Consider the following 25,128-nt stretch of genomic DNA (forward strand, 5'->3'; position numbering starts at 1 on the left):
TGCAAGCTCCTTGGTGGAAAACGGGTGGGGGCGTCAGGTCTGGCCGCCGAGGCGGCGCAGCATGTCGCGCTTGAGGTTGTCCTCCTCGCCGATCAGCTTCAGCGCCCGGTCGTAGGCCTGCTGGATCGACATCATCCGGGTCATCTCGACCACCGGCTGGACGTTGCTGGTTTCGATCGCGCCCTGCACGAGCCGGGTCTCGCGCGCCGCCGGCGGCAGCCCGCCCGGCGCGGCCTCGGGCGGCACCAGCATGCCGGCGCCGAGCCGCTCGTAGGATTGCAGGTCGCCCGGCGCGAAGAGGCCCACGCGCCCCATGACGCCGTTCGCCTCGGAGGAGATCGTGCCGTCCTGCGACACGGTCAGCGCGCCGGCCCCCAGATCGGGCGGCAGCACGATCGGCGCGCCGCCCGGGTCGAGCACCCGCGCGCCGTTCAGCGTCACGAGATTGCCCTCGGGGTCGATCGCGAAGCGGCCGTCGCGGCCCAGGGCGGTGCGGCCCTCGGGCGTCTCGTAGGCGAACCAGCCGTCGCCTTGCAGCGCCAGGTCGAGCGGGTTGCCGGTGCGGCTCAGCGCGCCCTGGCTTTCGTCGAGGAACGAGCCGCGATCGATCAGGAAGTCGGTGTCGCGCCGTTCCGACGGGCTGCCCTCGCGGTGCAGGTAGCTGTCGAACACCACCTTCTCGCTCTTGAAGCCGGCGGTGTTGGCGTTGGCGATGTTGTTGGCCGAGACGTCGAGCGCGGTCTGCATCGCCGTGGCGAGCGACAGGGAGACAAAGGTACTGTTGTCCATGGCTGTTTCCCGTTTCCCACTATGCCGCAACGTCTTTTGACGGCGCCTAACGCTGTTGTTGCGTCATTTGCGGATTCGATCAAGGATAGTCCTTGTCAATTCATGGATACGTGGCGGAATTGCCAAGATTTGCAGCGATATGTTTGGGGCTGGCCCTTGGGGCCGGGGGCGCTGGCGGCGCGGCGGCGGAGGATTACGTGACGCGTCGCGCGGCGCTGATCGCCGCTCTGGCCGAGGCGCCCGAGTCCGCCTCGCCGGCGCGGCCGCTGCTCGACCTCGCCGCCCTGTCGCTGTCGCATGGCCTGCTGCCCGAGGGGCGCTCCTTCCTCGATCGGCTCGGGCCCGATGACACGCTCGATCCGGCCCCGCGCCTCGCGCGGCACAAGCTGGCGCTGCTGGCCTGGGCGCTCGACGGGCAGAGGGTGCCGGCGGACCGGCCCGAGCGCGCGCTGCTCGAGGCCGAGGCCGAGGACGGCTGGGCCGACCGGCCGCTGCACCTCGCGCTCGACCGGGCCCGCTCGGGCGACGCGGCCGCCGCCGCGCCGCATCTGGGGCTGGCCGAGATGCGGCTCGACGCGCTGCCGCCGGCCGTGGCCGAGGCGCTGCTGCCCGAGCTTCTGCAGACCGCGATCGATGCCGGCGCCTGGGAGACCGGGCAGGCGTTGGCGCGACGCTTCGACCGTCATGCCGGCCTGCGCGGCGGCAGCGCCTACCGCTACCTTCTGGGCCGCGCCGCCGCGGCGCATGGCGATCTCGTGCTGGCCTTCGACAGCTTCGCGCTGTCGGCCGAAGGGGCGGATGCCTGGGCCCAGAGGGCCCGGATCGCGCTGATCGATCTGGGCCGCGACAGCGGCGCGCTGCAGGTCGAAGACGCCCGCAGCCTGCTCGAGCATGCCCGCCGCCAATGGCGCGGCGACGAGCTGGAGCTGGCGGTGCTGGAGCGGCTGGTCGAGGCCGAGCTGGACCTGGGCGACCGTGTGGCCGCGCTTTCGGTGCTGGGCGAGATCATCCGCCGCCACCCCGGCAGCACGGCCGCCGAGGCCGCCGGCCCGCGGGCCGACCTGCTGATCACCGCGCTCTACGAGGCCGGCGCCGCGGGCGAGCTGCCGATCGCGGGCTTCGTCGCCGCGCATCGCCGGCTGGCCCCCGAGTTCATGTTCCGCCCCGGCTTCGCCCCGGCGACCGAGGCGCTCGCCGCGCGGCTGCTCGAGGTCGGCGCCACCGATGCCGCGGCGCGCGAATACCGCATGCTGCGCGATCAGCTCGCGGTGCAGCGCGATCTCGACCTCGCGGAGGTCGCGCCCGGCCGCATCGCCCGGCTGGCGCTGGACGAGACCGAGGCGCTGCTGCAGGGCGGGCAGGCCGACCGCGCCGCCGCGGTGCTGGCCGAGGCCGAGCCGATGCTGACCGCCGATCTGGCCGACCGCGCCGCGCTGTTGCGCGCGCGGCTGCACAGCGCCACGGGCGAAAGCGACGCGGTGATCGCCACCCGCATGGGCGCGCCTTCCGAGGGCTACCTGCTGATCCGTGCCCGTGCGCATTTCGCGCGCGGCGAATGGGCCGAGGCGCGCGACGCCTACGCGGCGCTGCGCGCGCGGCCGGGGGCCGAGGTTCCGGCGGGCGACGAGATCAACCTGCTGCTCGCCGCGCATCGCGCCGGCGACGCGGCGCTGGTCGAGACGCTGCTCGCCGACGCGCCCGCGCTGGTCGGCCGGCCCGAATGGGCCGAGGTCGCCCGCCATCTCGCGCCGGCGCCGCCACTTGCGCTGCCGCTGCGCCAAAAATCCGCCCAAGACCGGGTGCAGACTGCCGCCGACGCCTTGCGCCGGCTCGAACTCGTCGCGGGGGACGGCTGATGCCGCCCGCCGCCAAGATCCGGCGCCAAGGCGCCACAGTGCCGTCGGGCCCGTACGCCCGCGATGTTCAAGAAGGACGCGTGACATGAGTATTTCCAACGCGATGCAGACCGGTGTGAGCGGTCTGCGGGCCAACGCCACCGCCGTGGGGCGGATCTCCGAGAACATCGCCAACGCCAACACCGACGGCTACCGGCGCAGCTTCGTGCAGATGGTGACCAGCTCGACGCTCAGCTCGGCCGCCGCACCGGCGCCCGCGGGCGTGCGCGCCATGCAAAGCCAGGACGTCAGCCTCGAGGGCGCGCTGCGCGCCACCGAGCGGCCGACCGACCTCGCGATCGGCGGCAACGGCTTCTTCGTGGTCACCAAGCAGCCGAACGACCCGGTCGAGGCGAACTACATGCTGACCCGGGCGGGCTCCTTCCTGCCCGACGAAAACGGCAACCTGCGCAACGCCGCCGGCTACTACCTCGCGGGCTTTCCCTACGACCAGACCGCCTCGCTCGGCGTGATCGACCGCAACCAGTTCGAGGGGATGCGCACGGTCAATCTCGGCAGCCTGTCGCAGACCGGCTCGCCCACCGCCGCGATGACCGTCGCCGGCAACCTGCCGGGGCAGCAGACCGGCCAGGCCGATCCGGGCGAGCCGTTCCTGAGCTCGGCGGAGTTCTACACGCCGCTGGGCGAGGCGCAGCGACTGCAGTTCTCCTGGCAGCCGACCGACCAGGAAAGCACCTGGGACCTGTCCTTCGCGCATGAGGACGGCACGCAATACGGCGACGTGCGGGTGAAGTTCCACAACAGCGGCCCGCTGGCCGGGGCGCCCGAACTCTACTCGAACGGCAACTCGACCGCCGTGGCGCCCTCGGCCTTCACCTTCGACCCGGCCACCGGCACCGCGACGCTGACCATCGAGAGCGGCGACGCGCCGCAGACCGTCACCGTGGCGCTCGGCGCGCCCGACGAGCACAGCGGCATGACCCAGTTCGCCGGCGACTACTCGCCGCTGAAGATCACCGCCGACGGCGCCGAGAGCGGCGTGCTGGTGCGCACCGAGATCGACGAGCGCGGCGATGTCTACGGCGTGTTCAACAACGGCTCGCGCAAGCCGCTCTACAACATCCCGCTGGCCGAGGTGGCCAACCCCGACGGGCTTCTGGCGACCGACGGCAACGCCTACCTCGTGTCGCGCGCCTCGGGCAACTTCCGCCTGAGCCAAGCGGGCGAAGGCTCGGCCGGCACGTTGACCTCGGGGGCGCTCGAAAGCTCCAACGTCGAGGTGGCGCAGGAGCTGACCGACCTGATCCAGACCCAGCGCGCCTATTCCTCGAACGCCAAGATCGTGACCACCGTCGACGAGATGCTCGACGAGACCACCCGACTGAAGCGCTGAACGCGGGGGTGACGGGCCGCAGAAGGCGCCCGAACCCGACCCCACCGGAGAATCGCAATGAGCATTACCGGCGCCTTCCTGAACGCCCGGAGCGGCCTGGCCGCTGCCGAGGGCTGGGCCGACATCGCCGCGACCAACATCGCCAACGCCAACCGCACCGGCTATGCCCGGCGCAGCGCGCCGCTGACCCAACTTCCGGGCGGCGGCGTCGCGATGACCGGCTTCCAGCGCGCCAGCGACGCCGCGCTCGAGCAGGCACATCGCAAGGAGATGGCGCGCGTCGCCACGCAGCACGCGACCGCCTCGGCGCTCGAGGTCTATGCCGCGACGCTGGGCGAGATCGATTCGCAGACCGGCATCCCGGGGCGGATCGCGCAGTTCCAGAGCGCGCTCGACACGCTGGCGGCGACGCCCTCGGACCCGGCGCTGCAGGAGGCCGCGGTGCGCGCCGCCGATGGCGTCGCCGCCTCGCTGCGGTCTGCCAGCAGCACCCTCCAGCGCAGCGAGGAGGGGCTGCGTCAGGCGGTGGTCGAGGACGTGGCCGAGATCAACGCCCGGCTGGCCAAGGTGGTCGAGCTGAACCAGCAGATCGAGGGGCAGCAGTTCGGCACCGAACGCCGCGCGATGTTCGAGGACCAGCTGTCGGAAAGCCTCGACGGGCTGGCCGAGCTGATCGACGTCCGGGTCCAGCATGACGGCGCCGGCCGGATCTCGGTCTACACCGCCGCCGGCGCGGCGCTGGTCGAGGACAACACCCTCTATTCGCTGGAGTTCGACACCGACGCCACCGCGGCGCGGCTGAGCGTCAACGGCGTCGACATCACCCCCGGCATCGAGGGGGCGCGCGGCTCCGAGGAGGGGGCGCTGGCCGGGCGGCTGGGGTTTCTCGCCCGCGACCTGCCGCGCATGGAGCTGCAGCTCGACGAGCTCGCGCGCGGCCTCGTGATGGGCTTCGAGCAGGCCGATGCGACCGTCAGGGGCGTGGCGGGGCAGGCCGGGCTCTTCACCGATGACGGGTCGGCCTTCAATGCCATGCAGGTCACCGGGCTCGCGGGTCGGATCGCGGTGAACGAGGTGGTGACCGCGGAGGGCGGCGAAAGCTGGCGGATCCGCGACGGCATCGGCGCGGCCGGGCCGGGGCCGGCCTCTGACGGCACCCAGCTTCTGGGCTTCGTCGCAGCGCTGACCCAGACGGAGGAGTTCGACGCGACCGCCGGGCTTGGCACCCGCCGCACGATCGGCGACTTCGCGGCCGGCGTGGTTTCCGCCCATCAGCAGCTGCGCAACGACGCGCTGGGGCGGGCGGAGGCCTTCGCCGCCGGCCGCGACGCCATCCAGAGCTCGCGCCAGTCGGTGCAGGGCGTGAACGTCGACGACGAGCTGCAGCAGCTGATGCTGATCGAGCAGAGCTACGCCGCCAACGCCACGGTGATGAAGACGCTGGGCGAGATGCTCGACACGCTGCTGAACGCGGTCCGTTAAGGAGGGATTGCCATGATCACGATGTTGCGGACCCTGTCGACGATGCAGTCGAACCTGAACGGCCGGCGCCAGGTCGCCGATCTGAGCCGGCAGCTGCAGGAGGCCGGGCAGGAAGCCACGACCGGCGTCAAGTCCGACCGCTACCGCGCGCTCGGCAGCCGGGCCGAGGGCGCGATGATCACCCGGGCGCGGCAGAGCCGGCTCGAGGGCTTCGCCAGCTCGAACGCCACGCTCGACCGGCGGCTGGAGATGATCGGCCGGAGCCTCGACGACATGCGCGAGAGCCTGCAGACCGTGCTGACCCTCGCGGCGCCCAACCTCGGCGAGCAGACGGTGACCGGGCCGCAGCTCCAGGCCGCGGCCGAGGTCGCGCTGGCGCAGATCACCGGCCAGGTCAACCGCAGCTACGAGGGCGTCTCGCTGTTCGCCGGCGTCGAGAACGGCGTGCGGGCCCTGCAGCCCTTCGACGAGCAGAACCCGGCCACCGGCCTGTCGCCGCGCGACGTCGTGGCGGGGGTCGTCGGGGCCGGACCCGGCAACGCGGCCGCCGCCGCGACCATGGCCGACGATCTGGCTGCGAAGTTCGACGCCGCGGCCCCCGGTCCCGACAGCTATGCCGCGACCTTCTACAACGGCGCGGCCCGCAACGGGGACGGCAAGGGCCTGCAGGCCCGGATCGACGAGGAGGAGATCCTCGACTACGGCGTCCAGGCCGACGACCCCGCCTTCGCGAACCTCGTGCGCGGCCTGTCGATGCTGGCCGCGGTCGATGTCGGCGACCTCTCCGACGAGACCGCGCAGGTCTGGGTGAACCGGGCGGTCGAGGCGATGGAGCGGGGGCGCGACGGGCTTCTGTCGGCCGAGACCCGGATCGGCGCGCAGCGCCGCCATCTCGAAAGCACGATGCAGGCGCAAGACGCGCGGCTGACCCTCTACCGCCAGCAGGTCAACGAGCTGGAGGGCGCCGACCCCTACGAGGCGGCGACCCGGCTGACCCAGCTGCAGACCCAGCTCGAGGCCAGCTACGCCGTCACGGCGCGGCTGTCGAAGCTGAGCTTCATCGACTTCATGCGGTGACGCTAGTGGCATGAACAGGGTGCATGAATGCCACCTGTTCATGCCAATCTTTGCAACTGTTCTTGATGCCGGGGCGGCCCCGGCGCTAGCCTGCCCATGATGGCATCACCTGCTCGGAGCCCCCTTGGCATGATCGCACGACTGAGCGCGCGGATACCGGCCCTGGCGCTGGCCATCGCTCTGGCCATGGGGCCGGGCGGTCTTGGCCCGACGCCCGCCGCGGCCGACGTGCGCATCAAGGACATCGCCAGCTTCGAGGGCGTGCGCGAGAACCAGCTCGTGGGTTACGGGCTCGTGGTCGGTCTGAACGGCACCGGCGACAGCCTGCGCAACGCGCCCTTCACCGAGCGTTCGATCGAGGGGATGCTGGAGCGGCTGGGCGTCGGCAACCTGACCGACGAGCAGATGCGCACCCAGAACACCGCCGCGGTGATGGTCACCGCCATGCTGCCGCCCTTCGCGCGGCGCGGCTCGACCATTGATGTGGTGGTCTCCTCTCTCGGCGACGCCTCGTCCCTGCGCGGCGGCACCCTGATCGTCACGCCGCTGACCGGCGCCGACGGCGAGGTCTACGCCGTGAGCCAGGGGCCGATCGCGGTGGCGGGCTTCGCGGCGCAGGGCGCCAACGCCTCGATCGTCGAGGGCGTGCCCACCGTTGCCCGGATCGAGAACGGCGCCACGGTCGAGAACGAGATCGACTTCCGCCTGGCCGAGATGAACAGCATCCGCATCGCTTTGCGCACGCCCGACTTCACCACCGCCAAGCGGGTCGAGCAGGCGATCAACGCGCATATGGGCGGCATCGCCAAGACGCTCGATTCCGGCACGATCGAGGTCCGCTCAGCCGCCAAGACCGACATCCCCGGCATGCTGGCCGAGATCGAGGGCCTGACGGTGCAGCCCGATTCGGTCGCCAAGGTGGTGATCGACGCGCGCTCGGGCACCATCGTGATCGGCGCCGACGTGCGCATCGCCGAGGTGGCGGTGAGCCAGGGCGGCCTGACCGTCATCGTCAAGGAAGAGATCGAGGTGTCCCAGCCCGAGCCCTTCTCGATCGGCAACACCGTGGTGGTGCCGCAGACCGAGGTGGCGGTCGAGGAGCAGGAGGCGCAGTTCTCGATCCTCGAGGGCGATGTCAGCCTGCAGCGGCTGGTCGACGGTCTGAACGCGATCGGCGTGACCGCGACCCAGACCATCTCGATCCTGCAGGCGATCAAGGCCGCGGGTGCGCTGCATGCCGATCTGGAGATCATCTGATGGACCCGACCCTTACCGCCATTTCGCCGCGCCAGCCGGCCGCGCGCCTTGAGGCGACGTCGACCGGGGCGGTCTCCGACAAGGCGCGCGAATTCGAGGCGATGTTCCTCGCTCAGACCGTGGACGAGATGCTCAAGAGCGTTGATCTCGGCGGCATCGGCGGCGGCCACGCCACCGAGCAGTGGCGCAGCTTTCTCGCCCGGGCCTTCGCCGACGAGATGGCGGCGCAGGGCACGACCGGAATCGCGCAGAACATCCAGCGGGCAATCGACCAGTACGGCAAGGGGGAGGGCGGCGCATGAGCGTCCAAGACGACATCGACGCGCTGATCGAACTGCTCGAGGAGGAGATCGCCGAAGTCGGGCAGGGCCGATTCGACGGTCTCGCCGAGGCGATGGTCCGCAAGCAGGCGTTGAGCGATTCGATCGAGGCCGCCACTGGCGAGATCGAGGCCGCGCTCGCCCCCGAAGATGATGAGGCCGAGGCGCTGCGCGACCGGCTCGACCGGCTCTCGGCGCTGGCGGCGCGCGACATGGCGCTCCTGCAGCGGATGGCGCAGGTTTCGGGCGAGGTCGCGCGCGACATGAAGCGCCTGCGCGACCGCCACGGGCTGGGCGGACTCTATGGCTCCGACGGCAAGCGTGGCCGCGACGCCACGTTATCTCCGGCCTCCATGGATAAATCGGTGTAGTGCCACAAACGCGCCCCAATTCAACACTTTAACAAACCTACCGCGGCGGAAGAGCCGACATCGTCAGAAAGACGATCGAACAGTCAGAAACTGGAGAATGACCATGTCTTCGATCCTCACCAACAACTCCGCGATGTCCGCCCTGTCGACCCTGCGGAACATCAACCAGGGCCTGAGCAACACCCAGGACCGCATCTCGACCGGTCTCAAGGTGTCCTCGGGCAAGGACAACGCCGCCTACTTCGCGATCTCCGAATCGATGAAGGGCGACAGCTCGATGACCAAGTCGGTCAACGAGAGCCTGACCCTGACCAAGAACTCGGTCGCGACCGCGCGTCTCGGCGCCGAGCAGTTCTCCTCGCTCGCCTCCGAATTCCGCAACAAGGTGGCCTTCGCCCAGGAGAACAAGGGTGGTCTCGACGAGATCGAGGCCGACCTGACGCGTCTCGTGGCCGACATGGACGCGATCATCTCGCAGTCGACCTTCAACGGCGACGACCTGGTCAACGCGTCGGGCGGCGACGGCCTCGGCGGTGCCGCGACCGGTGACAGCTCGTTCGCGGCGGACGGCACCTATACCGGCGAAACCACCGCGAGCGGTGCCGCGGCCTCCCGCAACGTCGTCAGCGGCGTGAGCCGTGACGCTGCCGGTGCGCTGACGACCACCACGATCTCTGTGGCTCCGGTCGATCTCAACGCCGAGCGTGAGATGTTCCGCGCGATCGCCGACGGCTTCGCGGGCAAGGCCGGCTCCGCCACCGGTGAAGCCTACCTGACGGCGGTTCTGAGCCGCGCCGATACCGCGCAGAGCAACGCCGTCAGCGCCGCAACCACCCTCGGCCAGGCCGAGAAGTCGATCGAGACCCAGCAGGAGTTCCTGACCAAGCTGGCCGACAACCTCGACAGCGGCGTGGGCGCGATGGTCGACGCCAACATGGAAGAGGAAGCGGCCCGCCTGCAGGCGCTGCAGGTCCAGCAGCAGCTGGCCTCGCAGTCGCTGTCGATCGCCAACCAGGCGCCGCAGAACATCCTGAGCCTGTTCCGCTAAACCTCCCGCGGCCCGCCCTTCGGGGCGGGTCGCACCTCCGGGCCGAGCCCGATCCTGCAGACATCTTCGACCGGCCGACGCGTCCGCGCGATCCCGCCCGCGTGTCCGCCGCCCACCGCGCCCCGCCAGAAGTGCAGGGCCCTGAGCGAGAGCAGAACGCATGAGCATCGCCGCCTACAAGACCACCATCCGCGAAAGCGAAAGCCCCCGTCAGATCGAACGTCGCGTGCTGAGCCGCGTCACCGGCCAGCTGGCCGAGCGGGCCGAGGCCTTCGACCGGGCCGAGAACCTTCGCGACCGCAGCACGCTGCTGACCGACGGGCTGCGCGACAACCTCGCCACCAACCAGAAGTTCTGGAACGAGCTGAAGTTCGACCTGTCGCAGCCGGGCAACGGCCTGCCGGCCGAGCTGAAGGCGAGCCTGATCTCGCTGGCGCTCTGGGTCGATCGCCAGACCAGCGCCGTGATGGGCGGCCAGCCCGGCGTGCGCGCCCTGGTCGACATCAACCGCTCCATCGTCGCCGGCCTCGCGGGGCAGGCCACCACCGAGGTGGCGTGACATGGCGCTCAAGCTCACCCTGCGCCCCGACGAGCGGATCGTCGTCAACGGCTGCATGATGCGCAACTCCTCGCGCCGCCACGTGCTGACCATCGAGAGCCACGCCGACGTGGTGCGCGGCCATGACCTTCTCGACGAGGACGCGCCCGTGACCCCGGTCACGCGGGTCTACTATCTCGTCCAGAACGCGCTGATCCACGCCAAGCTGCGCGACGATCTCGTGCCGATCATCCAGAGGGAAATGGCCAACCTCGCCACCACCTTCGGCCATCCCAGCCTCGGCCACATCTTCGAGGCGGCGAACCATGTCAGCACCGGCGACTACTACAAGGCGCTGCGGGCACTGCGCCCGGTGATGGCGCATGAGAGCGAGCTGTTCGAGCACCTGGCCCGCTCCGCCGAGCCGGCCGGGCCCGTCGCCGAGCCCGCGCGGTGATCTCGATCTCGGGCATGACCGCCCGGTTGGGGCTGCAGCTGGCGGACTCGACGCGCGACCGCCAGCTCGAGCTCATCCGCAAGCAGCCCGAACACCAGCGCGCCATCGCCGCCTTCGAGGAGCGGATCGGCAGCGTCACGACGGTCGACCAGCTGATGGAGGACCGGGAGCTCTACGTCTTCGTCATGAAGGCCTTCGACCTCGAGGACCAGATCTTCGGAAAGGCGATGATCCGCAAGGTTCTCGAGAGCGACAAGTCCGACCCGAAGGCGCTGGTGAACCGGCTGACCGACTCCCGCTTCCGCGAGCTGTACGACAACATGGGCTTCGGCGGCGGCGGCACCTTCAACACCAAGACCCTGCAGGCGAGCTGGCGGACCGAGATGGTCGAGCGCTATGTCGGCCAACGCTTCGAGAGCGCCCAGGCCGAGCAGAACGAGACCGTCGGCACGGTGCTTGAGTTCCGCCGCAAGGCCGGTGACATCCGCAGCTGGTTCGACGTGCTCAAGGACGCCGAGATGGGCGAGTTCATGCGCACCGCGCTCGGCCTGCCCAAGGAGATGGTGCGGCTCGACGTCGACAAGCAGGTCGAGCTGTTCAAGTCGAAATTCGACCTCGCCAAGCTCAAGGACCCGGCCGAGCTGGAAAGGCTCGAGCGCCGCTACGTGGCGATCAGCGACGTCAAGGCCGGTGCCGATGCCAGCGCCAACCTGGCACTGCAGCTGATGAACGTGGCGGGGGCGGGGGGGCGGTTCACCCCCGTGACGCTCGACATCACCATGATCACCTCGATCCGCAAGGGCTACTGAGACCGGGGCAAGGCCACCGGCCCCCCGCGGTTCATTCGAGGATGTCCTCCTCCTCATCGCCGGCGCTCGGCAGCTCGATCGCGCCGTCCTCGGCCAACTGCCGCGTGAAGTCGACGATCATGGTCTGCGCGGCGCGGGCGTCGCGGCCGCGCACCGGGCCCATCGTGTTCATCTCGTCGAGCAGCATGTCGCGCGCCCGCGCCGTCAGCGCGTCGAGGAAATGCGCGCGCATCTCCTTGCTCGCCCCCCTGAGCGCCAGCGGCAGCGTGTTGCCCTGCAGCCCGCGCATCACCCGCGCCAGGCTCTGCGCGTCGAGCCGGATCAGGTCGTCGAAGGTGAACATCTTCGCCTTGATCCCCTCAAGCGCGCCTGGCACGCGGGTCTCGAGCGCCTCCTGCAGGGTCTCGAACAGGTCTCGGTCGAGCTTGTTGAACAGGTCGGCCATGCGCTGCTCCATCTCGACCTCGCCCGACTGCGCCCCGGCCGAGAGCATGTCGCTCTGCAGCGTCTCCTCGATCTGCTGCATCATCTTCGGCGGCACCGCCTCCATGCGGATCATCCGTTCGACCACCTCCTGCATCCGCTCCTCGCCCAGAAGCGGCAGCACCTTGGCCGCCACGTCGGGCGAGACGTTGCCCAGGATCGCCGCGGCGGTCTGCTCGTGCTCGCCCTTGAGGTAGCCCGCGATCGCCACCTCGCCCATGTTCGAGAACTTGGTCCACAGGTCGCGCTCGCGCAGCGGGCCGCGGATGTCCTTCAGGATCGCCTCGACCTGATCCTCGGGCAGGAAGCCGCGCAGCATCGCCTCGGCGGTGGCGATCGAGCCGACCACGCCGCCGCCGGTGTCGACCTCGGCCGAGAACTCGGCCAGCACCGCCTCGACCGTCTCGGCCTTGACCAGCCCCAGCCGCGCCACGGCGCGGGTGATCTTCTGGATGTCCTCGGGCGAGAGCTTGCGCATCAGCTCGGTGCCGCGCTCCTCGCCCAGGCACAGGAACAAGATCGCCGCCTTCTCCGCGCCCCTGAGCCGGCGCTGCGGCGGGGTGGGCGGGGTCGCGGCGTGGCGCACCGGCCCTGTGGCGGCCATCGGGTTGGCGATCGGCAGGTCCTGGGGTTCCGTGGTCATGCGCACCTCATCCGCCGGCGACCGGCATGTAGCTTTCCATCAGGCTTCCGGCCAGCATGTACCAGCCGTCGATCAGAACGAAGAAGATCACCTTGAAGGGCAGGGAGATCAGCACCGGCGGCAGCATCATCATGCCCGCCGACATCAGCACCGAGGCGACGATCAGGTCGATCGCCACGAAGGGCAGGTAGATCAGGAAGCCGATCGAGAAGGCCCGGCGCAGCTCCGAGATCATGAAGGCCGGCACCAGCGTCCGCCACGACGCCTCGGCCGCCGTCTCGGGCAGCACCAGCTCGCCCGCCGTGCCGTCCGAGCGGTCCGCGAGATCGGCGAAGAGCTCGATGTCGCGCGGCCGCGTGTTGGCGAACATGAAGGCCTTGAACGGGTCGCCCACCCGCATCAGCGCCTGCTCCTCGGTGATGGCGTTGTTGAGCAGCGGCTGCAGACCGCCCTCCCAGGCATCCTCGAAGACCGGCTGCATGACGAAGAAGGTCATGAACAGCGCCATTGAGGTCAGTACCATGTTGGGCGGGGTCTGGTTGAGCCCCAGCGCCGAGCGCAGGATCGAGAAGACGATCACGAAGCGCGTGAAGCAGGTCATGACGATCAGCAGGCCCGGCGCGATCGACAGCACCGTCATCAGCGCCACGAGCTGCAGGATCCGCCCCGAGAGCGAGGCCCGCTCGTCCGAGCCGTCGGGCGCGTCGGACAGCACGTCGCCCAACGCGTCGAGCAGCCCCGCGCCATCCTGCGCGAGGGCCGGGCCGGCGAGGGCCACGAGCGCCAGCACGGCGATCCACGCCGCGCGGCCGGGGAGGGCGCGCCTCGGGCTCAACGGGTCATTCCTCGGAGACGTAGTCCTTGACGATGTCGGTCAGCGACACGCCGATCCGGTTCTCGCCCAGCTTGACGAGGTCGCCGCGCGCCACGAGGCGGTCGTTGATCATCACGTCCACCGGCTCGCCGATTCGCTTGTCGAGCTCGATCACCGAGCCGCGGCCGAGCTTGAGCAGCTGCGCGATCGGCATCTTGGCGTGGCCGAGCACGATCTGCACGTCGAGGCCGACATTCAGCATCGCCTCGATGTTGCGCCCGCCCTTGGGCGCCTCGGCCTGCGGGGCGGCGTCGAACACCGCCGCGCCGTCGCCCTCGATCTCGGGGAACTCGGCGCCCGCCGCCTGCGGCGCCTGCTGTTTCGTGTCACTCACGTCCGGTCCTCCGGCTGGTCGGTTGCGGGCCCGGCGGCGGTCTCGAGCGCGCCGAGGATGGTCTGGCAGATCTGGTCGAAGCTGTAGTCGAGCCGGCCGCCGTCCCAGGCGACACGGGCCGCGCCGTGCGGCAGGGCCGGGTCGGGGCGCAGCTCGACCCGCTCGCCCAGCCCGAGCGCGGCCGCCTCGTGCGCCACGCGGGGCCCGAGCGCCCCGGCCGCCTCGGCCGGCAGCGTCACCACGAGGCGCGGGCTCGACAGGCCCAGCGACAGCCCGCGCCGGATCTGCGCCAGCGCCCGGTCCTGCCCCTTGCGCGCGAGTATCTCGGGCAGCACCTGCTGCGCCACGCCGGCGGCATAGGCCAGCACCTGCCGCTCGAGCGCCGCGCGATGGGCGGCCTCGCTGCGGCCCAAACCCTCCAGCTCGGCGCGCAGCGCCTCGAGCGTCTCGCCCTGGCGCCGTGTCTCGGCGGCCTCGGCCTCGGCCAGCGCCTCGGCCCGGCCCTGCGCGCGGCCCTCCTCGCGCGCGGCGGCGCGCGCCTCGGCCAGCGCGGCGGCGAGATCCTCGTCGCTGTGGCGCGCGGCCGGGGCCTGCGGGCCGCCGCGGCGTTCCTCGGCCAGCTCGCGGTCGAAGTCGCGGTCGAAGATGAAGCTCACGCGCGGTCCTCCTCGGCCAGCCAGCCCTGCACGACCTTCAGCGCGGCCACGGGCTCGCTTTCCACGAGGTCGCCGACCGAGACTAGCCGCTGGCGGCGGACCTTGCCGTCGACCGAGGCCAGCGCGACCATCTCGTCGGGGTCGTAGGAGGCGAGCTGCTGCTCGGGCAGCATGGCGCGCAGCTGGGCGGCGGCGCCGTCGGGGGCCGCGCCGCCGGCGACGGCCGCGGCAGAGGTCCCGGCGGCGGGCAGGGCGCCCGGCTCGGCCTGCTGGCGGCTGCCGCCCGGCAGCATCTGGCGCGCGCCCTCGAAGGCCTGCCCGAGCGCCGGGGTGCCGCCACCGCCGAAGCCTGCATCCGCGCCGGCCAGCGCCAGCCCCGGCTCGGGGACCATGCGGCGCAGGAGCGGCCGCAGCCCGAAGGCCAGCACCGCCGCCACCAGCGCCAGCGCGAAGCTGCCGCGCAGGATGGCGCCGAAATTCTGGGCGATGGTCTGGCCCAGCGACAGCCCGACCGGCGCGCCGAGATCCATCGAGTAGTCCATGAAGCGCAGGCTGTCGACGGAGACCTGGTCGCCGCGCGCCTCGTCGAAGCCGATCGCCGAGCGCACCAGCTGGGTCAGGCGCTCGATCTCTTCGGGGCTGCGCTCCTGATAGGCGGTCTCGCCGTTCGAGGCGACGTTGTAGATGCCGTTGACCAGCACCGCGACCGAGATCCGCTGCACCGCGCCGGGCTCGCGCACCGTCTCGGACTGGGTCGAGCCGATCTCGTAATTGACGATCTCGTCGTTGCGGGTGGTGTTCGAGGCCGACCCGGCGCCGCCATCGACGCCGCCGCCGAGCTCGGCCGGCAGGTTGTTGGCGACCCCGACCTCGGGCTCGCCGCCGTCGCGGTCCTGGCTTTCCTCCTGCCGGGTCTCGGTCGAGCGGACCACCTGCTGGGCCGGATCGAAGCTTTGCTGGCGGATCACCTCGCGCGCGTTCGACAGCTCGACATTGACCTGCACGCGGGCGTTGCCGGCGCCGACGCGGGCGGTCAGCATCTCGGTGATCGAGCGTTGCAGCCGCTCTTCCATGGTGGCGCCGGCGGCCTGGATGCCGGCCTCTCCCTCGACCTCCTCCGACAAAATTGTCTCGCCGCTGGCCGAGAGCACGGTGACGCGCGAGGGCGACAGCTCCGGCACGGCGGAGGCGACCAGCGCCCGGATCGCGAGGCCCTGGCGGCGGCTGATCTGGCTGGTCACGCGGCCGCGCACGATCACCGAGGCCGAGGGCTCGGGCCGGGTGCGCGAGAAGGCCTCGCGCTCGGGCAGCACCAGGTGCACCCGCGCCGCGTCGACGCCCTCGATTGTCTGGATCGAGCGCGCGAGCTCGCCCTCGAGCGCGCGCAGCCGGCTGACCTGCTGCATGAAGCTGTTCATGCCGAGCCCGGAGGACTGGTCGAAGATCTCCCAGCCGGCCGTGCCCTCGTCGGGCAGGCCCTGCTCGGCCAGCGCCATGCGCGCGCGCGCCACGTCGGGCTGCGGCACCGAGACGATGGTGCCGCCGCCCGACAGCTCCACCTTGAAGCCGTCCTGCTCCAGCGCGCTCACCACCCGGCCGGCCGCGCCGAGCGACAGGTCGGTGTAGAGCGGCGCGAAGCTCGGGGCGAGCGCGAGGTTCAGCCCGATCACGAGCGCCAGCACCAGCCCGAGGCCGGTGGCGCCGAGCGCGATGAGCTTTGTCCGGCCCAGGGCCAGCAGATTGTCCAGGATCGGTTTCACGGAAAAGGCCTCGCCGGTACGGGTCTTTCTACCCAAACTATCCTTATTTGGTCACACTCATCAAGTATAGTTGGGTGAATGTTCTTGCCTGTTCGACCAAAAGACCACATATTGTTTGCAAGTCTAACAGAGCGTGGGCGGGACCGATGGCCAAGCCGGCAACAGCGCAGGCGATGCAGTCCGGTGAGGCTGCCAAGCCGGGCAAGCTGCGATTCCTGCTGCTCGGCCTGGTGTCCATTCTGTGCCTGGGCGGCGGGCTGGCCGCGGCGGTCGGGCCGGCGCGCCTGGCCGAGATGGCCGGGCTCGGGGATGCACCGGCCGAGGCCGAGAAAGCCGACGCGCCGGAGGCCGCCGCTGCCTACGCGTCGAGTGACAAGGGCGAGAAGGGCGACAAGGGCAAGGGGCAGGCCGCGGCGACGGGGCACATGCTGATGCCGTTCGAGCAGATCATCGTCAACGTCACCGCGACCACCGCCGCGGGCCGCCAGACCAGCCGGTTCCTCAAGATGGACCTCGCGCTGGTCTACGACGCCGCGCTGCCGGGGGCGGATCTGCTGGAGCAGCGCCGCATCTACCTGCGCGACAGCTTCCAGGATTACCTGCGCCAGCTCGACGAGCGCGACCTGCAGGGCTCGGCCGGCCTCGCCGGAGTGAAGTCCGAGCTGCTGCGCCGCGCCCGCGCGGTGGGCGGCGGCGACGCCCCGCGCGAGATCCTCGTCTCCGACATGATCGTGCAATAGGGCCATGGCGATGATTCAACGCACGCTCCGCCTGCCCGAGGGCGGCCTCACCCAGGGCAGCATCGAAGAGCAGATCATAGAGATGGCCTCGCTCAGCTACGAGCGGCTGCCGCTGCTCGAGGCGATCGTCGAGCGCTACGCGCTCGGGCTCGGCGCCGCCTTCAAGAGCTTCTGCGGCAGCCCCTGCGAGGTGACGGTCCGCTCCTTCGACTACCTGCCCTGCGGGCCGGCGCTCGAATCCCTGCCGGCGCCGGCGCTGACGGCGGTGGTGCGGGTCCAGCCCTGGGACGGCCGGCTCGGCCTGACGATCTCGCCCGAACTGATGTTCTCGCTGCTCGAGCTGATGCTCGGCGGCCGGTCGGGGCCGAGCAAAAGCTGGACGCCGCGCAGCTTCACCGCGATCGAGAAGCGCTTCGCCGAGCGCGTCGCCGGCGTGGCGCTGCGCGATCTCGAGAACGCCTTCGAGACCGTCGACGAGATCAGCTGCCGGATCGAGCACCTCGAGACCAGTCCGCAGAACGCCATGCTCGCGCCGCCGGCCGCGGCCGCGATCCGGGTGGTGCTGCGCGTCACCGTCGAGGAGCGGCAGGGCGACCTCGCCCTGGTGATCCCCGACAGCCTGATCGACACGGTCCGTTCGCTTCTGGTCCAGAGCTTCCCGGGCGGCGAGATCGCCGGCGGCGACGGCGGCTGGCGCGCGGCGCTGAGCCGGTCGATCACCGGCTCGGAAGCCCGGTTGACGGCGGTTCTGCACGAGGTGAAGCTGGAGCTTCGCGATGTTCTGGAGTGGCAGCGCGGTCAGGTGCTGGACCTCGGCATCGGGATGGACCACGAGGTGGAGGTGCGGTGCAGCGGCCACGCGATGTTCCGCGCCGCGATCGGCCGGCGCAAGACCGGCGCGATGGCGCTGCGGGTGACCGAAGAAATCGGCCAGGGGGACGACGAGGATGGCCCTGTTGATTGACGCTCTGATCCTGGTCCTGCTCGCGGGCGTGCTGGCCTATGCCTGGGTAGTGGACCGCCGGGTCAGGACGCTGATGCAGCATCTGCGCGATCTGCAGCCGCTGATCGGCGAGTTCTCGGCCGCGGTCGACAAGTCCGAGCAGTCGGTGCGCGGCCTGTCCGAGGCGGCGCGCGACCTGCAGGAGCCGCCGGCCCCCCGCGCGCCGCGGGCGCCGGCGCTGCCCGGCCGCACCGCCGAGAAGGCCGCCCGCGCCGCCCGCGCCCGCAATCAGGCCGCCGGTGTGACCCGTGTCACCGGCAAGGCCGACCTGGTGCAGAGCTTCTTCGACCGTGTGAAGGATCGCGAAGAATGAGATTTCCGCGCCCCGTCCCGCTGATGATCGGCGCGCTGGCCCTGGCCGGCATCGCCAAGGCGAGCCTGCTGGTGAACGGCGCCGCGCCCGTGCCCACCGCGCCGGCGGTGTCGAACTTCTTCGTCGGGGCCGCCAACGCCGCCGCCGGCGCCGAGGAGAGCGCGCCCGCGCCCGCCGCGGTGTCGCAGCCCGCGCCGCAACCGGCGATCCCGCAGGCCTGCGCCGCGCCCGAAGAGGTGCTCTCGGCCATCGCCCGCGAACGCGACCTGCTCGAGGAGCAGCGCGCCGCGCTGGCCCAGCGCGAGGCCGAGATCGAGCTCGCGCGCGAGACGCTCGCGGTCGAGACCGCGCGGCTCGAGGAGCTGCGCGGCGAGCTGGTGGCCCTGCTCGAGAAGGCCGAGGCGGCGAACCAATCCGACATCGACCGGCTGGTGGCGCTCTACGTCAACATGAAGCCGCGCGAGGCCGCGACCATCATGAACGATCTCGACATCGGCGTGGCGGTGACGATCCTCGGCGCCATGCCCGAGCGCGACGCCGCGCCGGTGATGGCGGCGATGGACGTGGTGCGCGCGCAGGCGATCTCGATGATCATCCTCGAGCGGGCCAAGCTGCCCGGTGACCAGCGGCTCGACGGCATCCGCGTCAGGTAACGCAAGCGGGCCGCGTCACGCGGCGATGCTCATTCCTCGGGCCGCAGCCGCGATCCCTCCGGGGGCTTGCGCTTGGTGCGCCGCCTGAGATCCATCACCCAACCGATGATCTCGGCCACCGCCTGCCAATGCTCGACCGGGATCGCCTCGTCGACCTCGACCGCGGCGTAGAGCGTGCGCGCCAGCGGCCGGTTCTCGACCATCGGCACCTCGTGCTCGGCGGCGAGTTTGCGGATCTGCGCGGCGACGAGGTCGGCGCCCTTGGCGACGCAGACCGGCGCGCTGTCGACGCCCGGCGTGTAGCGCAGCGCCACCGCGTAGTGGGTCGGGTTGGTCAGCACCACGGTCGCGGTCGGGACCGAGATGGCGATGCGCTGCTTGGCGCGCTGGCGCGCGATCTCGCGGCGCTTGCTCTTGATGAACGGGTCGCCCTCGCTCTCCTTGTGCTCGTCGCGCACCTCCTTGAGGCTCATCTTCTGCTTGCGGGTGTAGTCGGCGCGCTTCCACAGCACGTCGACCAGCGCCACCACCGCCAGGAAGGAGACGGTGCCGATCAGGATGCGGACCACCGCGTTGCGGGCATGCGGCAGCAGCGTCTCGGGCGTGAAGAGCGGCGCCTGCCAGATCCCGGTGACCGCCTCGCGCACCGCGAAGCCGGCGATCAGCGCGATCACCGCGACCTTGGCGACGTTCTTTGCGAACTCGACCAGCGCGTCGGCCGAGAACAGCCGCTTCAGCCCCTTGAGCGGCGAGAGCTTCTCGAGCTTGGGCTTGATCCGCTCGCCGGCCACCACCACCGGCCCCGAGATCAGCACCCCGAACACCGCCGCCAGCACCATCACCAGCACCACCGGCGCGAGCGTCCCGGCCACCGACAGCGCCAGCCGCCGCGCGACCGCGCTCACGTCGTTCAACCCCGAGGCGCCGTTGCCGATCTCGATCTGCCCGGCCGCGCCGAGCAGGCCGCGCAGCTCGCCCGCGAGCGACGGCAGCAGCGGTGGTAGAACGAACAGCGTGACGGTGAGCAGCGCGAAGGCGCTCATCATGTTGCCGGTTTCCTTGGAGGAGGGGACGTCGCCCTTCTGCCGCGCCTTCCTGAGCTTGGCCTCGGTGGGCTGCTCCGTCTTGCTGCTCTTGTCCTCTTCCGACATCGCGCCCCTCTCAGAACCGCAGCCCGGCCAGCCAGCCGGCCAGCGCGTCGGTCATGCCGGTCAGCATCGCCCCGGCCGAGGCGGCGAGGCCGATCAGCCCGGCGGCGATCAGGAGCGGCTGCGCCACGAAGAACACCGGCAGGCTGGGCATCGCCCGGTTGGCCAGCCCCATGCCGAGATTGAGCACCAGCGCCAGCACGTAGAAGGGCGCGGCGAGCGAGACGCCGAGATAGAAGCTCTGCGCCACCGCCCGCACGCTCTGCGCGGCCAGATCGCCCCAGATGATCCGGCCGGGCGGGAAGATCTCGTAGCTGTCGAGCAGCGCCGCGATCATCAGCCGGTGCAGGTCGGTGACGAAGATGAGCGCGGTGCCCGCCATCAGCAGCACGCCCGCGATCAGGGTCGAGCCTTCGAAGGTGCCGGTGCCGGGCGCGAAGGCGTTCGACAGCCCCGCCACCATGCCGACCTGGTAGCCCGCATATTGCAGGGCGCTGAACAGGATGCGCGCCGTGGTGCCGATCCAGATCCCGACCGTGACCTCGAGCGCGAAGGCCGCCGCCAGCCGCGGCGGCGCGGCCTCGGCCAGCCCCGCCACCGGCGCCAGCGGCGCCAGCGCCGCGCTCAGCGCCAGCGCCAGAAGCAGCCGGTGCCGCGCCGGGATGGCGTTGTCGCCGAAGCCCGGCAGGAACATCATCGCCGCGCCGAGCCGGGCGAAGACCAGCCCCGCGGCCACCGCCTGCGCGACGAGGAAGGGGCCGAGCTCCATCAGCCGCCGATCACCGCGACGGTGCGCAGAGAGGCCTTCCGGTGCACCTCGTTGTGCGAGATGATCTGCGTCATCGGGCTGACCCGCTCGAGCATCGAGCGCACGAAGCCGCGCACCTCGGGGCTGACCATCAGCGCCGGCCACTCGTCGCGCTGCGCGAACTTCTGGATCTCCTTGCGCGCCTCGAGCACGAATTCCTGCACCCGTTGCGGCGACATCAGGAAGTTGCGCTCCTCGCCGTTCATCCGCACCGCGCCGTTGAACTCGCTCTCCCAAGCCGGCGACATGGTGATCACCGGGATGAAGCCCTGGCCGTCGGTCAGCGCGTGGCAGATCTGGTTCGACAGGCGGCGGCGCACGTGTTCGGTGATCAGGGTGACGTTCGAGGTGGTGCGGTTGGCCTCGGCCACCGCCTCGACAATCAGCGGCAGGTTGCGGATCGAGATCCGCTCGGTCAGCAGCGCCTGCAGCACGTGCTGCAGCAGGATCGCGGGCGAGGCGCCCGAGATCTCGCCGGCGAGCTTCTGGTACTCGCGCGGCAGCCCCTCGATCAGCTGCTGCACCGCGCCATAGGTCAGAAGCTCGGGCATGTGCTGCTTGATCACCTCGGTCAGGTGGGTGGTGATCACGCTTTCGGGGTCGACCACGGTGCAGCCCGCCGCCTCGGCGCGGTCGGCGTTCTGGGCGTCGACCCAGACCACGTCGAGCCCGAAGGTCGGGTCCTTGCCGCGCGGGCCGGGCAGGTCGATCCCGGCCTCGGCGGGGTTGATCACCATCATGCCGGTGGCGCGGACCTCGCCGCGCGCGGCCTCGACGCCCTGCACGGTCACCGCATAGGTCTCGCTCCCGAGCAGCGGGTCGTCCTTGATCCGCACCGAGGGCAGAACGAAGCCGTATTCGCGCGCGAAGAGGTGGCGCAGGCTCTTGATCTTGCCGGGCAGGGCGGCGTCGGCGCGGTTGATCAGCGGCACCAGACCGGCGCCGAGATCGAGCCGCAGGTCGTCGAGCTTCAGCGTCTGGCGCACGTCGTCGCCCTCTTCGCCCTTGCTCTCCTCGGCCCGCTGGGCGGCCGCGGCCTCCCGCGCCTCGCGGGTGACGGTGCGCTCGGCCTCGCGCTGCATCACCCGGCCGAGACCGGCCAGCATCAGCGCCAGCACCGCGAAGACCGGCAGCGGAAAGCCCGGCAGCAGGCCGATGCCGAAGAGCAGCGCGCCGGCCATGTAGAGCGCCTTCGGGAACTTCCCGAGCTGGCTCAGCACCGCCTCGTTGGCCGCGCCCTCGGTGCCGCCCTTGGTGACGATGAGGCCGGCGGCGAGCGAGACGATCAGCGCCGGGATCTGGCTGACGAGGCCGTCGCCGATGGTCAGGGTGGTGTAGGCGTTGGCCGCCTGTCCGACCGGCAGGCCGTGCTGCACCACGCCGATCAGGATGCCGCCGAGGATGTTGATCGCGGTGATGATCAGCCCCGCCACCGCGTCGCCGCGCACGAATTTCGAGGCACCGTCCATGGCCCCGAAGAAGCCGCTCTCGTCCTCGAGCTCCTTGCGCCGGGCGCGGGCCTGCTCCTCGTCGATCAGGCCGGCGCCGAGATCGGCGTCGATCGCCATCTGCTTGCCCGGCATCGCGTCGAGCGAAAAGCGGGCCGAAACCTCCGCGATCCGGGTCGAGCCCTTGGTGATGACGATGAAGTTGATCACCACGAGGATCGCGAAGATCACGATGCCGATCACGAAGTTGCCGCCGACGATGAAGCGGGCGAAGCCCTCGATCACCCCGCCGGCCGCGCCCGGGCCGGTGTGGCCCTCGCTCAGGATCAGCCGGGTGGAGGCGACGTTGAGCGACAGCCGCAGCATGGTGACGACCAGAAGCAGCGTCGGAAAGCTGTTGAACTCCAGAGGCTTCGGAATCCAAAGCGCGACCATCAGGATCAGCGCCGACAGCGCCAGAGAGATCGCGAGCCCGAGGTCGAGCAGGATCGGTGGCAACGGCACGAACAGCACCGCCAGCACCAGCGTCACGCCGATCGCGAAGCCGACGTCGCGGTTGGCGAGGCTGACCGTGAGCCACTGCGCGGGGCCGGTCGGGTTCGGATCGGCCATGCTCAGGATCTCCCGGAAAAGCGCGGCAGGACCGGCTGGATCGGCGCGTCGCTGTAAAGGCCGAAGCTGTCGCCGCCGCCGCCGCGCGACCAGCCGCCGCGCCGAGCCGGAACGGCCGGCGCGGCGGGCATGGCCTGGCGCGGCGCCGCGGCGGCTAGGTCGCGAAAGCTCGAGATCCGATCATTGGCGACGGCCACGTTGCGACGCAGCGAGGCCAGATAGACCTGCTGCGCCTCGGGCGTGCGCGAATGATAGGCGCCGGCCGCGGCGGTCCAGTCGCCCAGCTCCTCGTAGAGCCCGCGCAGGAAGCGCGCCGCGTAATCGACGTTGACCGCCGGGTCGAAGCCCTGCGCCGTGTCGCGGAAGGCGTCGGGATGCCAGCGCATGTTGATCTGCATGCAGCCCACGTCGATCGACGAGACGCCCGCGGCACGGCGCGCGGCGATCCAGTCGAGCGCGGCGGCACGGCTGTCGAAGAGCCGGCCCTCGCCGGCGGCGTTGACCGCCCAGGGCCAGATCGTCAGCCGGCCGCCGCGGGTGACGCCGGCCTCCTGGATGCCGATGCCGAGCAGCAGGTTGCCGGGGATGTCGTATCTGAGTTGGGCGCGCAGGATGGCGTTGACGCACAGGCCGCGCTCGACCGGGCCGGCGGCCTCGGGGGCGCGCGCGACGGCTGCGGCCGCGGCGGAGGGGCGGTAGAAGCCGCTCCAGTCGGCCGGGGCCGGACCTGCGGCGAGGGCGAGCCCCAGCGCGAGGAGGGCGCGGCGGATCATGCTCCGCCGCTCGCGATCAGGTCGAAGACCCGGTCCGACAGGCGGGTGAGCGTGGCGTAGATGAACGGGGTCGAGGCCAGCAGGCCGAGAAAGATCGCGACGATCTTCGGCACGAAGGTCAGCGTCATCTCCTGCACCTGGGTCAGCGCCTGGAAGAAGGCGATCGCGAGCCCCACGCCGAGCGCCAGCGCGAGGATCGGCCCGGAGCCGAGCAGCACCGCGAGGATCGTCTCGGACAGGATGTCGTAGGTGTCGCTCTCGGTCACGCGTGCGTCCCTCCCGGACCGGCCGTCCTCAGATCGGCATGCGCAGCACTTCTTGGTAGGCTTCGACCACCTTGTCGCGCATCGAGACCATCACCTTGACCGTGCTCTCGAGCGCCAGCGTCGCCTCGACCACCTGCTGGGTGCCGACCTGCCCAGCGAGACCCTGCTGCGCCACGCCTTCGGCGGTGCGGATCTTGTCGACCGTGCCGCCGGCGCTGTCGCGCAGCATCTCGGCGAAGCTGGGCTTCGCGGCCTCGGGTTCGGCCGTGCTCGGCGCGACGCTCAGCTCCTGCGAGGAGCGGTAGGCGCCACGGACGCCGGAGGTGGAGAGGATCGATGAGAACTCGGTCATCGGGGCGGCCCTTCAGACAATCAGCGCAGCAGGTCGAGGATCTGGCTGCGCATCCGGCGGCCGGCCTCGTACATGTTCAGGTTCGCCTCGTAGCTGCGCGAGGCCTCGCGCATGTTGCTCATCTCGAGGATCGGGTTGACGTTGGGCATCTTGACCATGCCCTGCGCGTCGGCGGCCGGGTGGGCCGGGTCGTAGAGCAGGGCGAAGTCGGCCTTGTCGCGGCCGATCCTGTCGACCTCGACCATCGAGCTGCCGCTCTCGCGGTCGAGCATCTCGGCGAAGGAGATGGTCTTGCGGCGATAGGGGTCGGCGCCGGGGCTGTCGCCGGTGGAGTTGGCGTTGGCCACGTTCTCGGCCACGACCTTCAGCCGCTCGCCCTGGGCGCGCATGCCTGAGGCGGCGATGGCGGTGATCGACTTCAACGGATCCATGTCGCGTTCCTTCCCCGTCAGCGCAGGCCGGTGGCCGAGAGCGCCAGAAGCTCGTGGCCCTTGCGGTAGAGCTGGGTGGCGAGCTTGTACTGCTCGCTGATCTCGCTGGCTTTCACGGTCTGCTGTTCGAGCACCACGGTGTTGCCGTCGAGGCTGGTCTCCCAGCCGGTCTCGTCGGGCCGCACCGACAGCGTGCCGCCCATCGCGCCGCCGCCGATATGGCCGGAGGCGGTGGTGGCGAGACCGGTGCGCGTGCCTTTCACCATGGCGTCGAACGGCGTCACGTCGCGCGCCTTGTAGGCGGGCGTGTCGGCATTGGCGATGTTCTCCGACACCACCTTCTGCCGGGCCGAGAGCCAGCTGAGCCGCTGCGATGCGAGTTTGAAGAAGGACAGCCCGTCAAGCATAAGCGTTTCCTTTTCCGTCGAGCATGG

Annotated in this window: 29 protein-coding genes; 15 read left to right on the forward strand and 14 right to left on the reverse strand. The window is 70.8% G+C overall.

The genetic code is table 11. The annotated features are described in order from the left end of the window. Positions 1-33: 33 nt before the first annotated feature. The gene (locus tag BLT43_RS17105; protein WP_090114862.1) at positions 34-789 is read right to left on the reverse strand and encodes a flagellar hook-basal body complex protein; all 756 of its coding nucleotides are present in this window, start codon (positions 787-789) and stop codon (positions 34-36) included. Positions 790-986: 197 nt separating this feature from the next. Here BLT43_RS17105 and BLT43_RS17110 point away from each other — a divergent pair, with 197 nt between their 5' ends. The 11 genes from BLT43_RS17110 to BLT43_RS17160 all read left to right on the forward strand — a co-directional run bounded on the left by BLT43_RS17110 (position 987) and on the right by BLT43_RS17160 (position 11,397). Continuing rightward, positions 987-2,645: a hypothetical protein gene (locus BLT43_RS17110; protein ID WP_090114864.1), complete on the forward strand. Its 1,659-nt coding sequence runs from the start codon at positions 987-989 to the stop codon at positions 2,643-2,645. Positions 2,646-2,730: 85 nt separating this feature from the next. Beyond that, positions 2,731-4,038 (forward strand): flagellar hook protein FlgE, encoded by a 1,308-nt coding sequence (locus BLT43_RS17115; protein ID WP_090114866.1) that lies wholly within the window; start codon positions 2,731-2,733, stop codon positions 4,036-4,038. A 57-nt stretch (positions 4,039-4,095) separates the two neighbouring features. Then, positions 4,096-5,520 carry a flagellar hook-associated protein FlgK gene (flgK, locus tag BLT43_RS17120; protein WP_090114868.1) on the forward strand — a complete coding sequence of 475 codons (1,425 nt, stop codon included), beginning with the start codon at positions 4,096-4,098 and terminating at the stop codon, positions 5,518-5,520. A gap of 12 nt (positions 5,521-5,532) precedes the next feature. Further along, positions 5,533-6,597, forward strand: coding sequence for a flagellin (locus BLT43_RS17125; protein WP_090114870.1), 1,065 nt, complete (start codon positions 5,533-5,535; stop codon positions 6,595-6,597). A gap of 129 nt (positions 6,598-6,726) precedes the next feature. After that, complete coding sequence (locus BLT43_RS17130) at positions 6,727-7,854, forward strand: flagellar basal body P-ring protein FlgI (protein WP_090114872.1); 1,128 nt, start codon at positions 6,727-6,729, stop codon at positions 7,852-7,854. Continuing rightward, positions 7,854-8,156, forward strand: a complete 303-nt coding sequence (locus tag BLT43_RS17135) for a rod-binding protein (RefSeq protein ID WP_090114874.1) — start codon at positions 7,854-7,856, stop codon at positions 8,154-8,156. Before BLT43_RS17130 ends, BLT43_RS17135 begins: the two co-directional genes overlap by 1 nt. Next, complete coding sequence (locus BLT43_RS17140) at positions 8,153-8,545, forward strand: hypothetical protein (protein WP_090114876.1); 393 nt, start codon at positions 8,153-8,155, stop codon at positions 8,543-8,545. The genes BLT43_RS17135 and BLT43_RS17140 overlap by 4 nt, the downstream gene beginning before the upstream one ends. Positions 8,546-8,648: 103 nt before the next feature. Beyond that, positions 8,649-9,593, forward strand: a complete 945-nt coding sequence (locus BLT43_RS17145) for a flagellin N-terminal helical domain-containing protein (protein WP_090114953.1) — start codon at positions 8,649-8,651, stop codon at positions 9,591-9,593. Between the two features lie 160 nt (positions 9,594-9,753). Further along, positions 9,754-10,152, forward strand: a complete 399-nt coding sequence (locus BLT43_RS17150; protein ID WP_090114877.1) for a flagellar biosynthesis regulator FlaF — start codon at positions 9,754-9,756, stop codon at positions 10,150-10,152. 1 nt (position 10,153) lies between these two features. After that, positions 10,154-10,588 carry a flagellar biosynthesis repressor FlbT gene (locus tag BLT43_RS17155; protein ID WP_090114879.1) on the forward strand — a complete coding sequence of 145 codons (435 nt, stop codon included), beginning with the start codon at positions 10,154-10,156 and terminating at the stop codon, positions 10,586-10,588. A gap of 14 nt (positions 10,589-10,602) precedes the next feature. Next, positions 10,603-11,397 (forward strand): DUF1217 domain-containing protein, encoded by a 795-nt coding sequence (locus tag BLT43_RS17160; protein WP_242652337.1) that lies wholly within the window; start codon positions 10,603-10,605, stop codon positions 11,395-11,397. Positions 11,398-11,428: 31 nt separating this feature from the next. Here the strand turns inward: BLT43_RS17160 and BLT43_RS17165 are convergent, their stop codons facing one another. From BLT43_RS17165 to fliF, 5 genes are read right to left on the reverse strand one after another with little or no spacing between them, the layout of a single operon-like run. Further along, positions 11,429-12,523 (reverse strand): flagellar motor switch protein FliG, encoded by a 1,095-nt coding sequence (locus BLT43_RS17165; protein ID WP_242652338.1) that lies wholly within the window; start codon positions 12,521-12,523, stop codon positions 11,429-11,431. A gap of 7 nt (positions 12,524-12,530) precedes the next feature. Further along, positions 12,531-13,358, reverse strand: coding sequence for a flagellar type III secretion system pore protein FliP (gene fliP / locus BLT43_RS17170; RefSeq protein WP_090114883.1), 828 nt, complete (start codon positions 13,356-13,358; stop codon positions 12,531-12,533). Positions 13,359-13,362: 4 nt separating this feature from the next. Continuing rightward, entirely contained in the window at positions 13,363-13,731 is a 369-nt protein-coding gene (locus tag BLT43_RS17175) for a FliM/FliN family flagellar motor switch protein (protein ID WP_341349853.1), read from the reverse strand. Then, complete coding sequence (locus BLT43_RS17180; RefSeq protein ID WP_090114886.1) at positions 13,728-14,387, reverse strand: FliH/SctL family protein; 660 nt, start codon at positions 14,385-14,387, stop codon at positions 13,728-13,730. Before BLT43_RS17180 ends, BLT43_RS17175 begins: the two co-directional genes overlap by 4 nt. Beyond that, a complete protein-coding gene (gene fliF / locus BLT43_RS17185) occupies positions 14,384-16,147 on the reverse strand; it encodes a flagellar basal-body MS-ring/collar protein FliF (RefSeq protein ID WP_090114888.1) in 1,764 nt (587 codons plus the stop codon). The genes BLT43_RS17180 and fliF overlap by 4 nt, the downstream gene beginning before the upstream one ends. A 146-nt stretch (positions 16,148-16,293) precedes the next feature. On the opposite strand from fliF, the gene BLT43_RS17190 reads away from it, so the two are divergent. From BLT43_RS17190 to BLT43_RS17205, 4 genes are read left to right on the forward strand one after another with little or no spacing between them, the layout of a single operon-like run. After that, positions 16,294-16,887 (forward strand): flagellar basal body-associated FliL family protein, encoded by a 594-nt coding sequence (locus tag BLT43_RS17190; protein WP_242652339.1) that lies wholly within the window; start codon positions 16,294-16,296, stop codon positions 16,885-16,887. Positions 16,888-16,897: 10 nt separating this feature from the next. Continuing rightward, a complete protein-coding gene (locus BLT43_RS17195) occupies positions 16,898-17,851 on the forward strand; it encodes a flagellar motor switch protein FliM (protein ID WP_165612653.1) in 954 nt (317 codons plus the stop codon). Next, positions 17,835-18,203, forward strand: a complete 369-nt coding sequence (locus tag BLT43_RS17200; protein WP_090114960.1) for a hypothetical protein — start codon at positions 17,835-17,837, stop codon at positions 18,201-18,203. Before BLT43_RS17195 ends, BLT43_RS17200 begins: the two co-directional genes overlap by 17 nt. Then, the gene (locus tag BLT43_RS17205) at positions 18,200-18,856 is read left to right on the forward strand and encodes a MotE family protein (protein WP_090114892.1); all 657 of its coding nucleotides are present in this window, start codon (positions 18,200-18,202) and stop codon (positions 18,854-18,856) included. The genes BLT43_RS17200 and BLT43_RS17205 overlap by 4 nt, the downstream gene beginning before the upstream one ends. Positions 18,857-18,885: 29 nt before the next feature. On the opposite strand, the gene flhB is transcribed toward BLT43_RS17205, so the two are convergent. The 8 genes from flhB to BLT43_RS17245 are packed head-to-tail and all read right to left on the reverse strand — an operon-like array spanning position 18,886 to position 25,101. Beyond that, on the reverse strand, positions 18,886-20,007 hold the full coding sequence (gene flhB, locus BLT43_RS17210) for a flagellar biosynthesis protein FlhB (RefSeq protein WP_090114894.1): 1,122 nt from the start codon (positions 20,005-20,007) through the stop codon (positions 18,886-18,888). Between the two features lie 10 nt (positions 20,008-20,017). After that, complete coding sequence (locus BLT43_RS17215; protein WP_090114896.1) at positions 20,018-20,773, reverse strand: flagellar biosynthetic protein FliR; 756 nt, start codon at positions 20,771-20,773, stop codon at positions 20,018-20,020. Continuing rightward, positions 20,773-22,872 (reverse strand): flagellar biosynthesis protein FlhA, encoded by a 2,100-nt coding sequence (gene flhA / locus BLT43_RS17220; RefSeq protein WP_090114898.1) that lies wholly within the window; start codon positions 22,870-22,872, stop codon positions 20,773-20,775. The genes BLT43_RS17215 and flhA overlap by 1 nt, the downstream gene beginning before the upstream one ends. A gap of 2 nt (positions 22,873-22,874) precedes the next feature. Further along, on the reverse strand, positions 22,875-23,645 hold the full coding sequence (locus BLT43_RS17225; RefSeq protein ID WP_090114900.1) for a lytic transglycosylase domain-containing protein: 771 nt from the start codon (positions 23,643-23,645) through the stop codon (positions 22,875-22,877). Continuing rightward, the gene (locus BLT43_RS17230) at positions 23,642-23,911 is read right to left on the reverse strand and encodes a flagellar biosynthetic protein FliQ (protein WP_090114903.1); all 270 of its coding nucleotides are present in this window, start codon (positions 23,909-23,911) and stop codon (positions 23,642-23,644) included. Before BLT43_RS17230 ends, BLT43_RS17225 begins: the two co-directional genes overlap by 4 nt. Before the next feature lie 28 nt (positions 23,912-23,939). Next, positions 23,940-24,263: a flagellar hook-basal body complex protein FliE gene (fliE, locus tag BLT43_RS17235; RefSeq protein ID WP_090114904.1), complete on the reverse strand. Its 324-nt coding sequence runs from the start codon at positions 24,261-24,263 to the stop codon at positions 23,940-23,942. Between the two features lie 20 nt (positions 24,264-24,283). Beyond that, the gene (gene flgC, locus BLT43_RS17240) at positions 24,284-24,694 is read right to left on the reverse strand and encodes a flagellar basal body rod protein FlgC (protein WP_090114905.1); all 411 of its coding nucleotides are present in this window, start codon (positions 24,692-24,694) and stop codon (positions 24,284-24,286) included. Positions 24,695-24,711: 17 nt separating this feature from the next. Beyond that, on the reverse strand, positions 24,712-25,101 hold the full coding sequence (locus tag BLT43_RS17245; protein ID WP_090114907.1) for a flagellar basal body protein: 390 nt from the start codon (positions 25,099-25,101) through the stop codon (positions 24,712-24,714). Between the last annotated feature and the right edge of the window lie 27 nt (positions 25,102-25,128).

This window comes from Limimaricola pyoseonensis, from assembly GCF_900102015.1.
In the GTDB taxonomy this organism is placed as follows: domain Bacteria; phylum Pseudomonadota; class Alphaproteobacteria; order Rhodobacterales; family Rhodobacteraceae; genus Limimaricola; species Limimaricola pyoseonensis.

Coding starts and splice junctions, on each gene's coding strand:
- BLT43_RS17135 (WP_090114874.1), top strand. CDS start 7,854: ATGGACCCGACCCTTACCGCCATTTCGCCGCGCCAGCCGGCCGCGCGC.
- BLT43_RS17145 (WP_090114953.1), top strand. CDS start 8,649: ATGTCTTCGATCCTCACCAACAACTCCGCGATGTCCGCCCTGTCGACC.
- BLT43_RS17195 (WP_165612653.1), top strand. CDS start 16,898: ATGATTCAACGCACGCTCCGCCTGCCCGAGGGCGGCCTCACCCAGGGC.
- BLT43_RS17105 (WP_090114862.1), bottom strand. CDS start 789: ATGGACAACAGTACCTTTGTCTCCCTGTCGCTCGCCACGGCGATGCAG.
- flhB (WP_090114894.1), bottom strand. CDS start 20,007: ATGTCGGAAGAGGACAAGAGCAGCAAGACGGAGCAGCCCACCGAGGCC.
- flhA (WP_090114898.1), bottom strand. CDS start 22,872: ATGGCCGATCCGAACCCGACCGGCCCCGCGCAGTGGCTCACGGTCAGC.
- BLT43_RS17190 (WP_242652339.1), top strand. CDS start 16,294: ATGGCCAAGCCGGCAACAGCGCAGGCGATGCAGTCCGGTGAGGCTGCC.
- BLT43_RS17200 (WP_090114960.1), top strand. CDS start 17,835: ATGGCCCTGTTGATTGACGCTCTGATCCTGGTCCTGCTCGCGGGCGTG.
- BLT43_RS17125 (WP_090114870.1), top strand. CDS start 5,533: ATGATCACGATGTTGCGGACCCTGTCGACGATGCAGTCGAACCTGAAC.
- BLT43_RS17150 (WP_090114877.1), top strand. CDS start 9,754: ATGAGCATCGCCGCCTACAAGACCACCATCCGCGAAAGCGAAAGCCCC.
- BLT43_RS17155 (WP_090114879.1), top strand. CDS start 10,154: ATGGCGCTCAAGCTCACCCTGCGCCCCGACGAGCGGATCGTCGTCAAC.
- BLT43_RS17205 (WP_090114892.1), top strand. CDS start 18,200: ATGAGATTTCCGCGCCCCGTCCCGCTGATGATCGGCGCGCTGGCCCTG.
- BLT43_RS17130 (WP_090114872.1), top strand. CDS start 6,727: ATGATCGCACGACTGAGCGCGCGGATACCGGCCCTGGCGCTGGCCATC.
- BLT43_RS17140 (WP_090114876.1), top strand. CDS start 8,153: ATGAGCGTCCAAGACGACATCGACGCGCTGATCGAACTGCTCGAGGAG.
- BLT43_RS17215 (WP_090114896.1), bottom strand. CDS start 20,773: ATGGAGCTCGGCCCCTTCCTCGTCGCGCAGGCGGTGGCCGCGGGGCTG.
- BLT43_RS17160 (WP_242652337.1), top strand. CDS start 10,603: ATGACCGCCCGGTTGGGGCTGCAGCTGGCGGACTCGACGCGCGACCGC.
- BLT43_RS17165 (WP_242652338.1), bottom strand. CDS start 12,523: ATGACCACGGAACCCCAGGACCTGCCGATCGCCAACCCGATGGCCGCC.
- BLT43_RS17245 (WP_090114907.1), bottom strand. CDS start 25,101: ATGCTTGACGGGCTGTCCTTCTTCAAACTCGCATCGCAGCGGCTCAGC.
- flgC (WP_090114905.1), bottom strand. CDS start 24,694: ATGGATCCGTTGAAGTCGATCACCGCCATCGCCGCCTCAGGCATGCGC.
- BLT43_RS17115 (WP_090114866.1), top strand. CDS start 2,731: ATGAGTATTTCCAACGCGATGCAGACCGGTGTGAGCGGTCTGCGGGCC.
- flgK (WP_090114868.1), top strand. CDS start 4,096: ATGAGCATTACCGGCGCCTTCCTGAACGCCCGGAGCGGCCTGGCCGCT.
- BLT43_RS17225 (WP_090114900.1), bottom strand. CDS start 23,645: ATGATCCGCCGCGCCCTCCTCGCGCTGGGGCTCGCCCTCGCCGCAGGT.
- fliE (WP_090114904.1), bottom strand. CDS start 24,263: ATGACCGAGTTCTCATCGATCCTCTCCACCTCCGGCGTCCGTGGCGCC.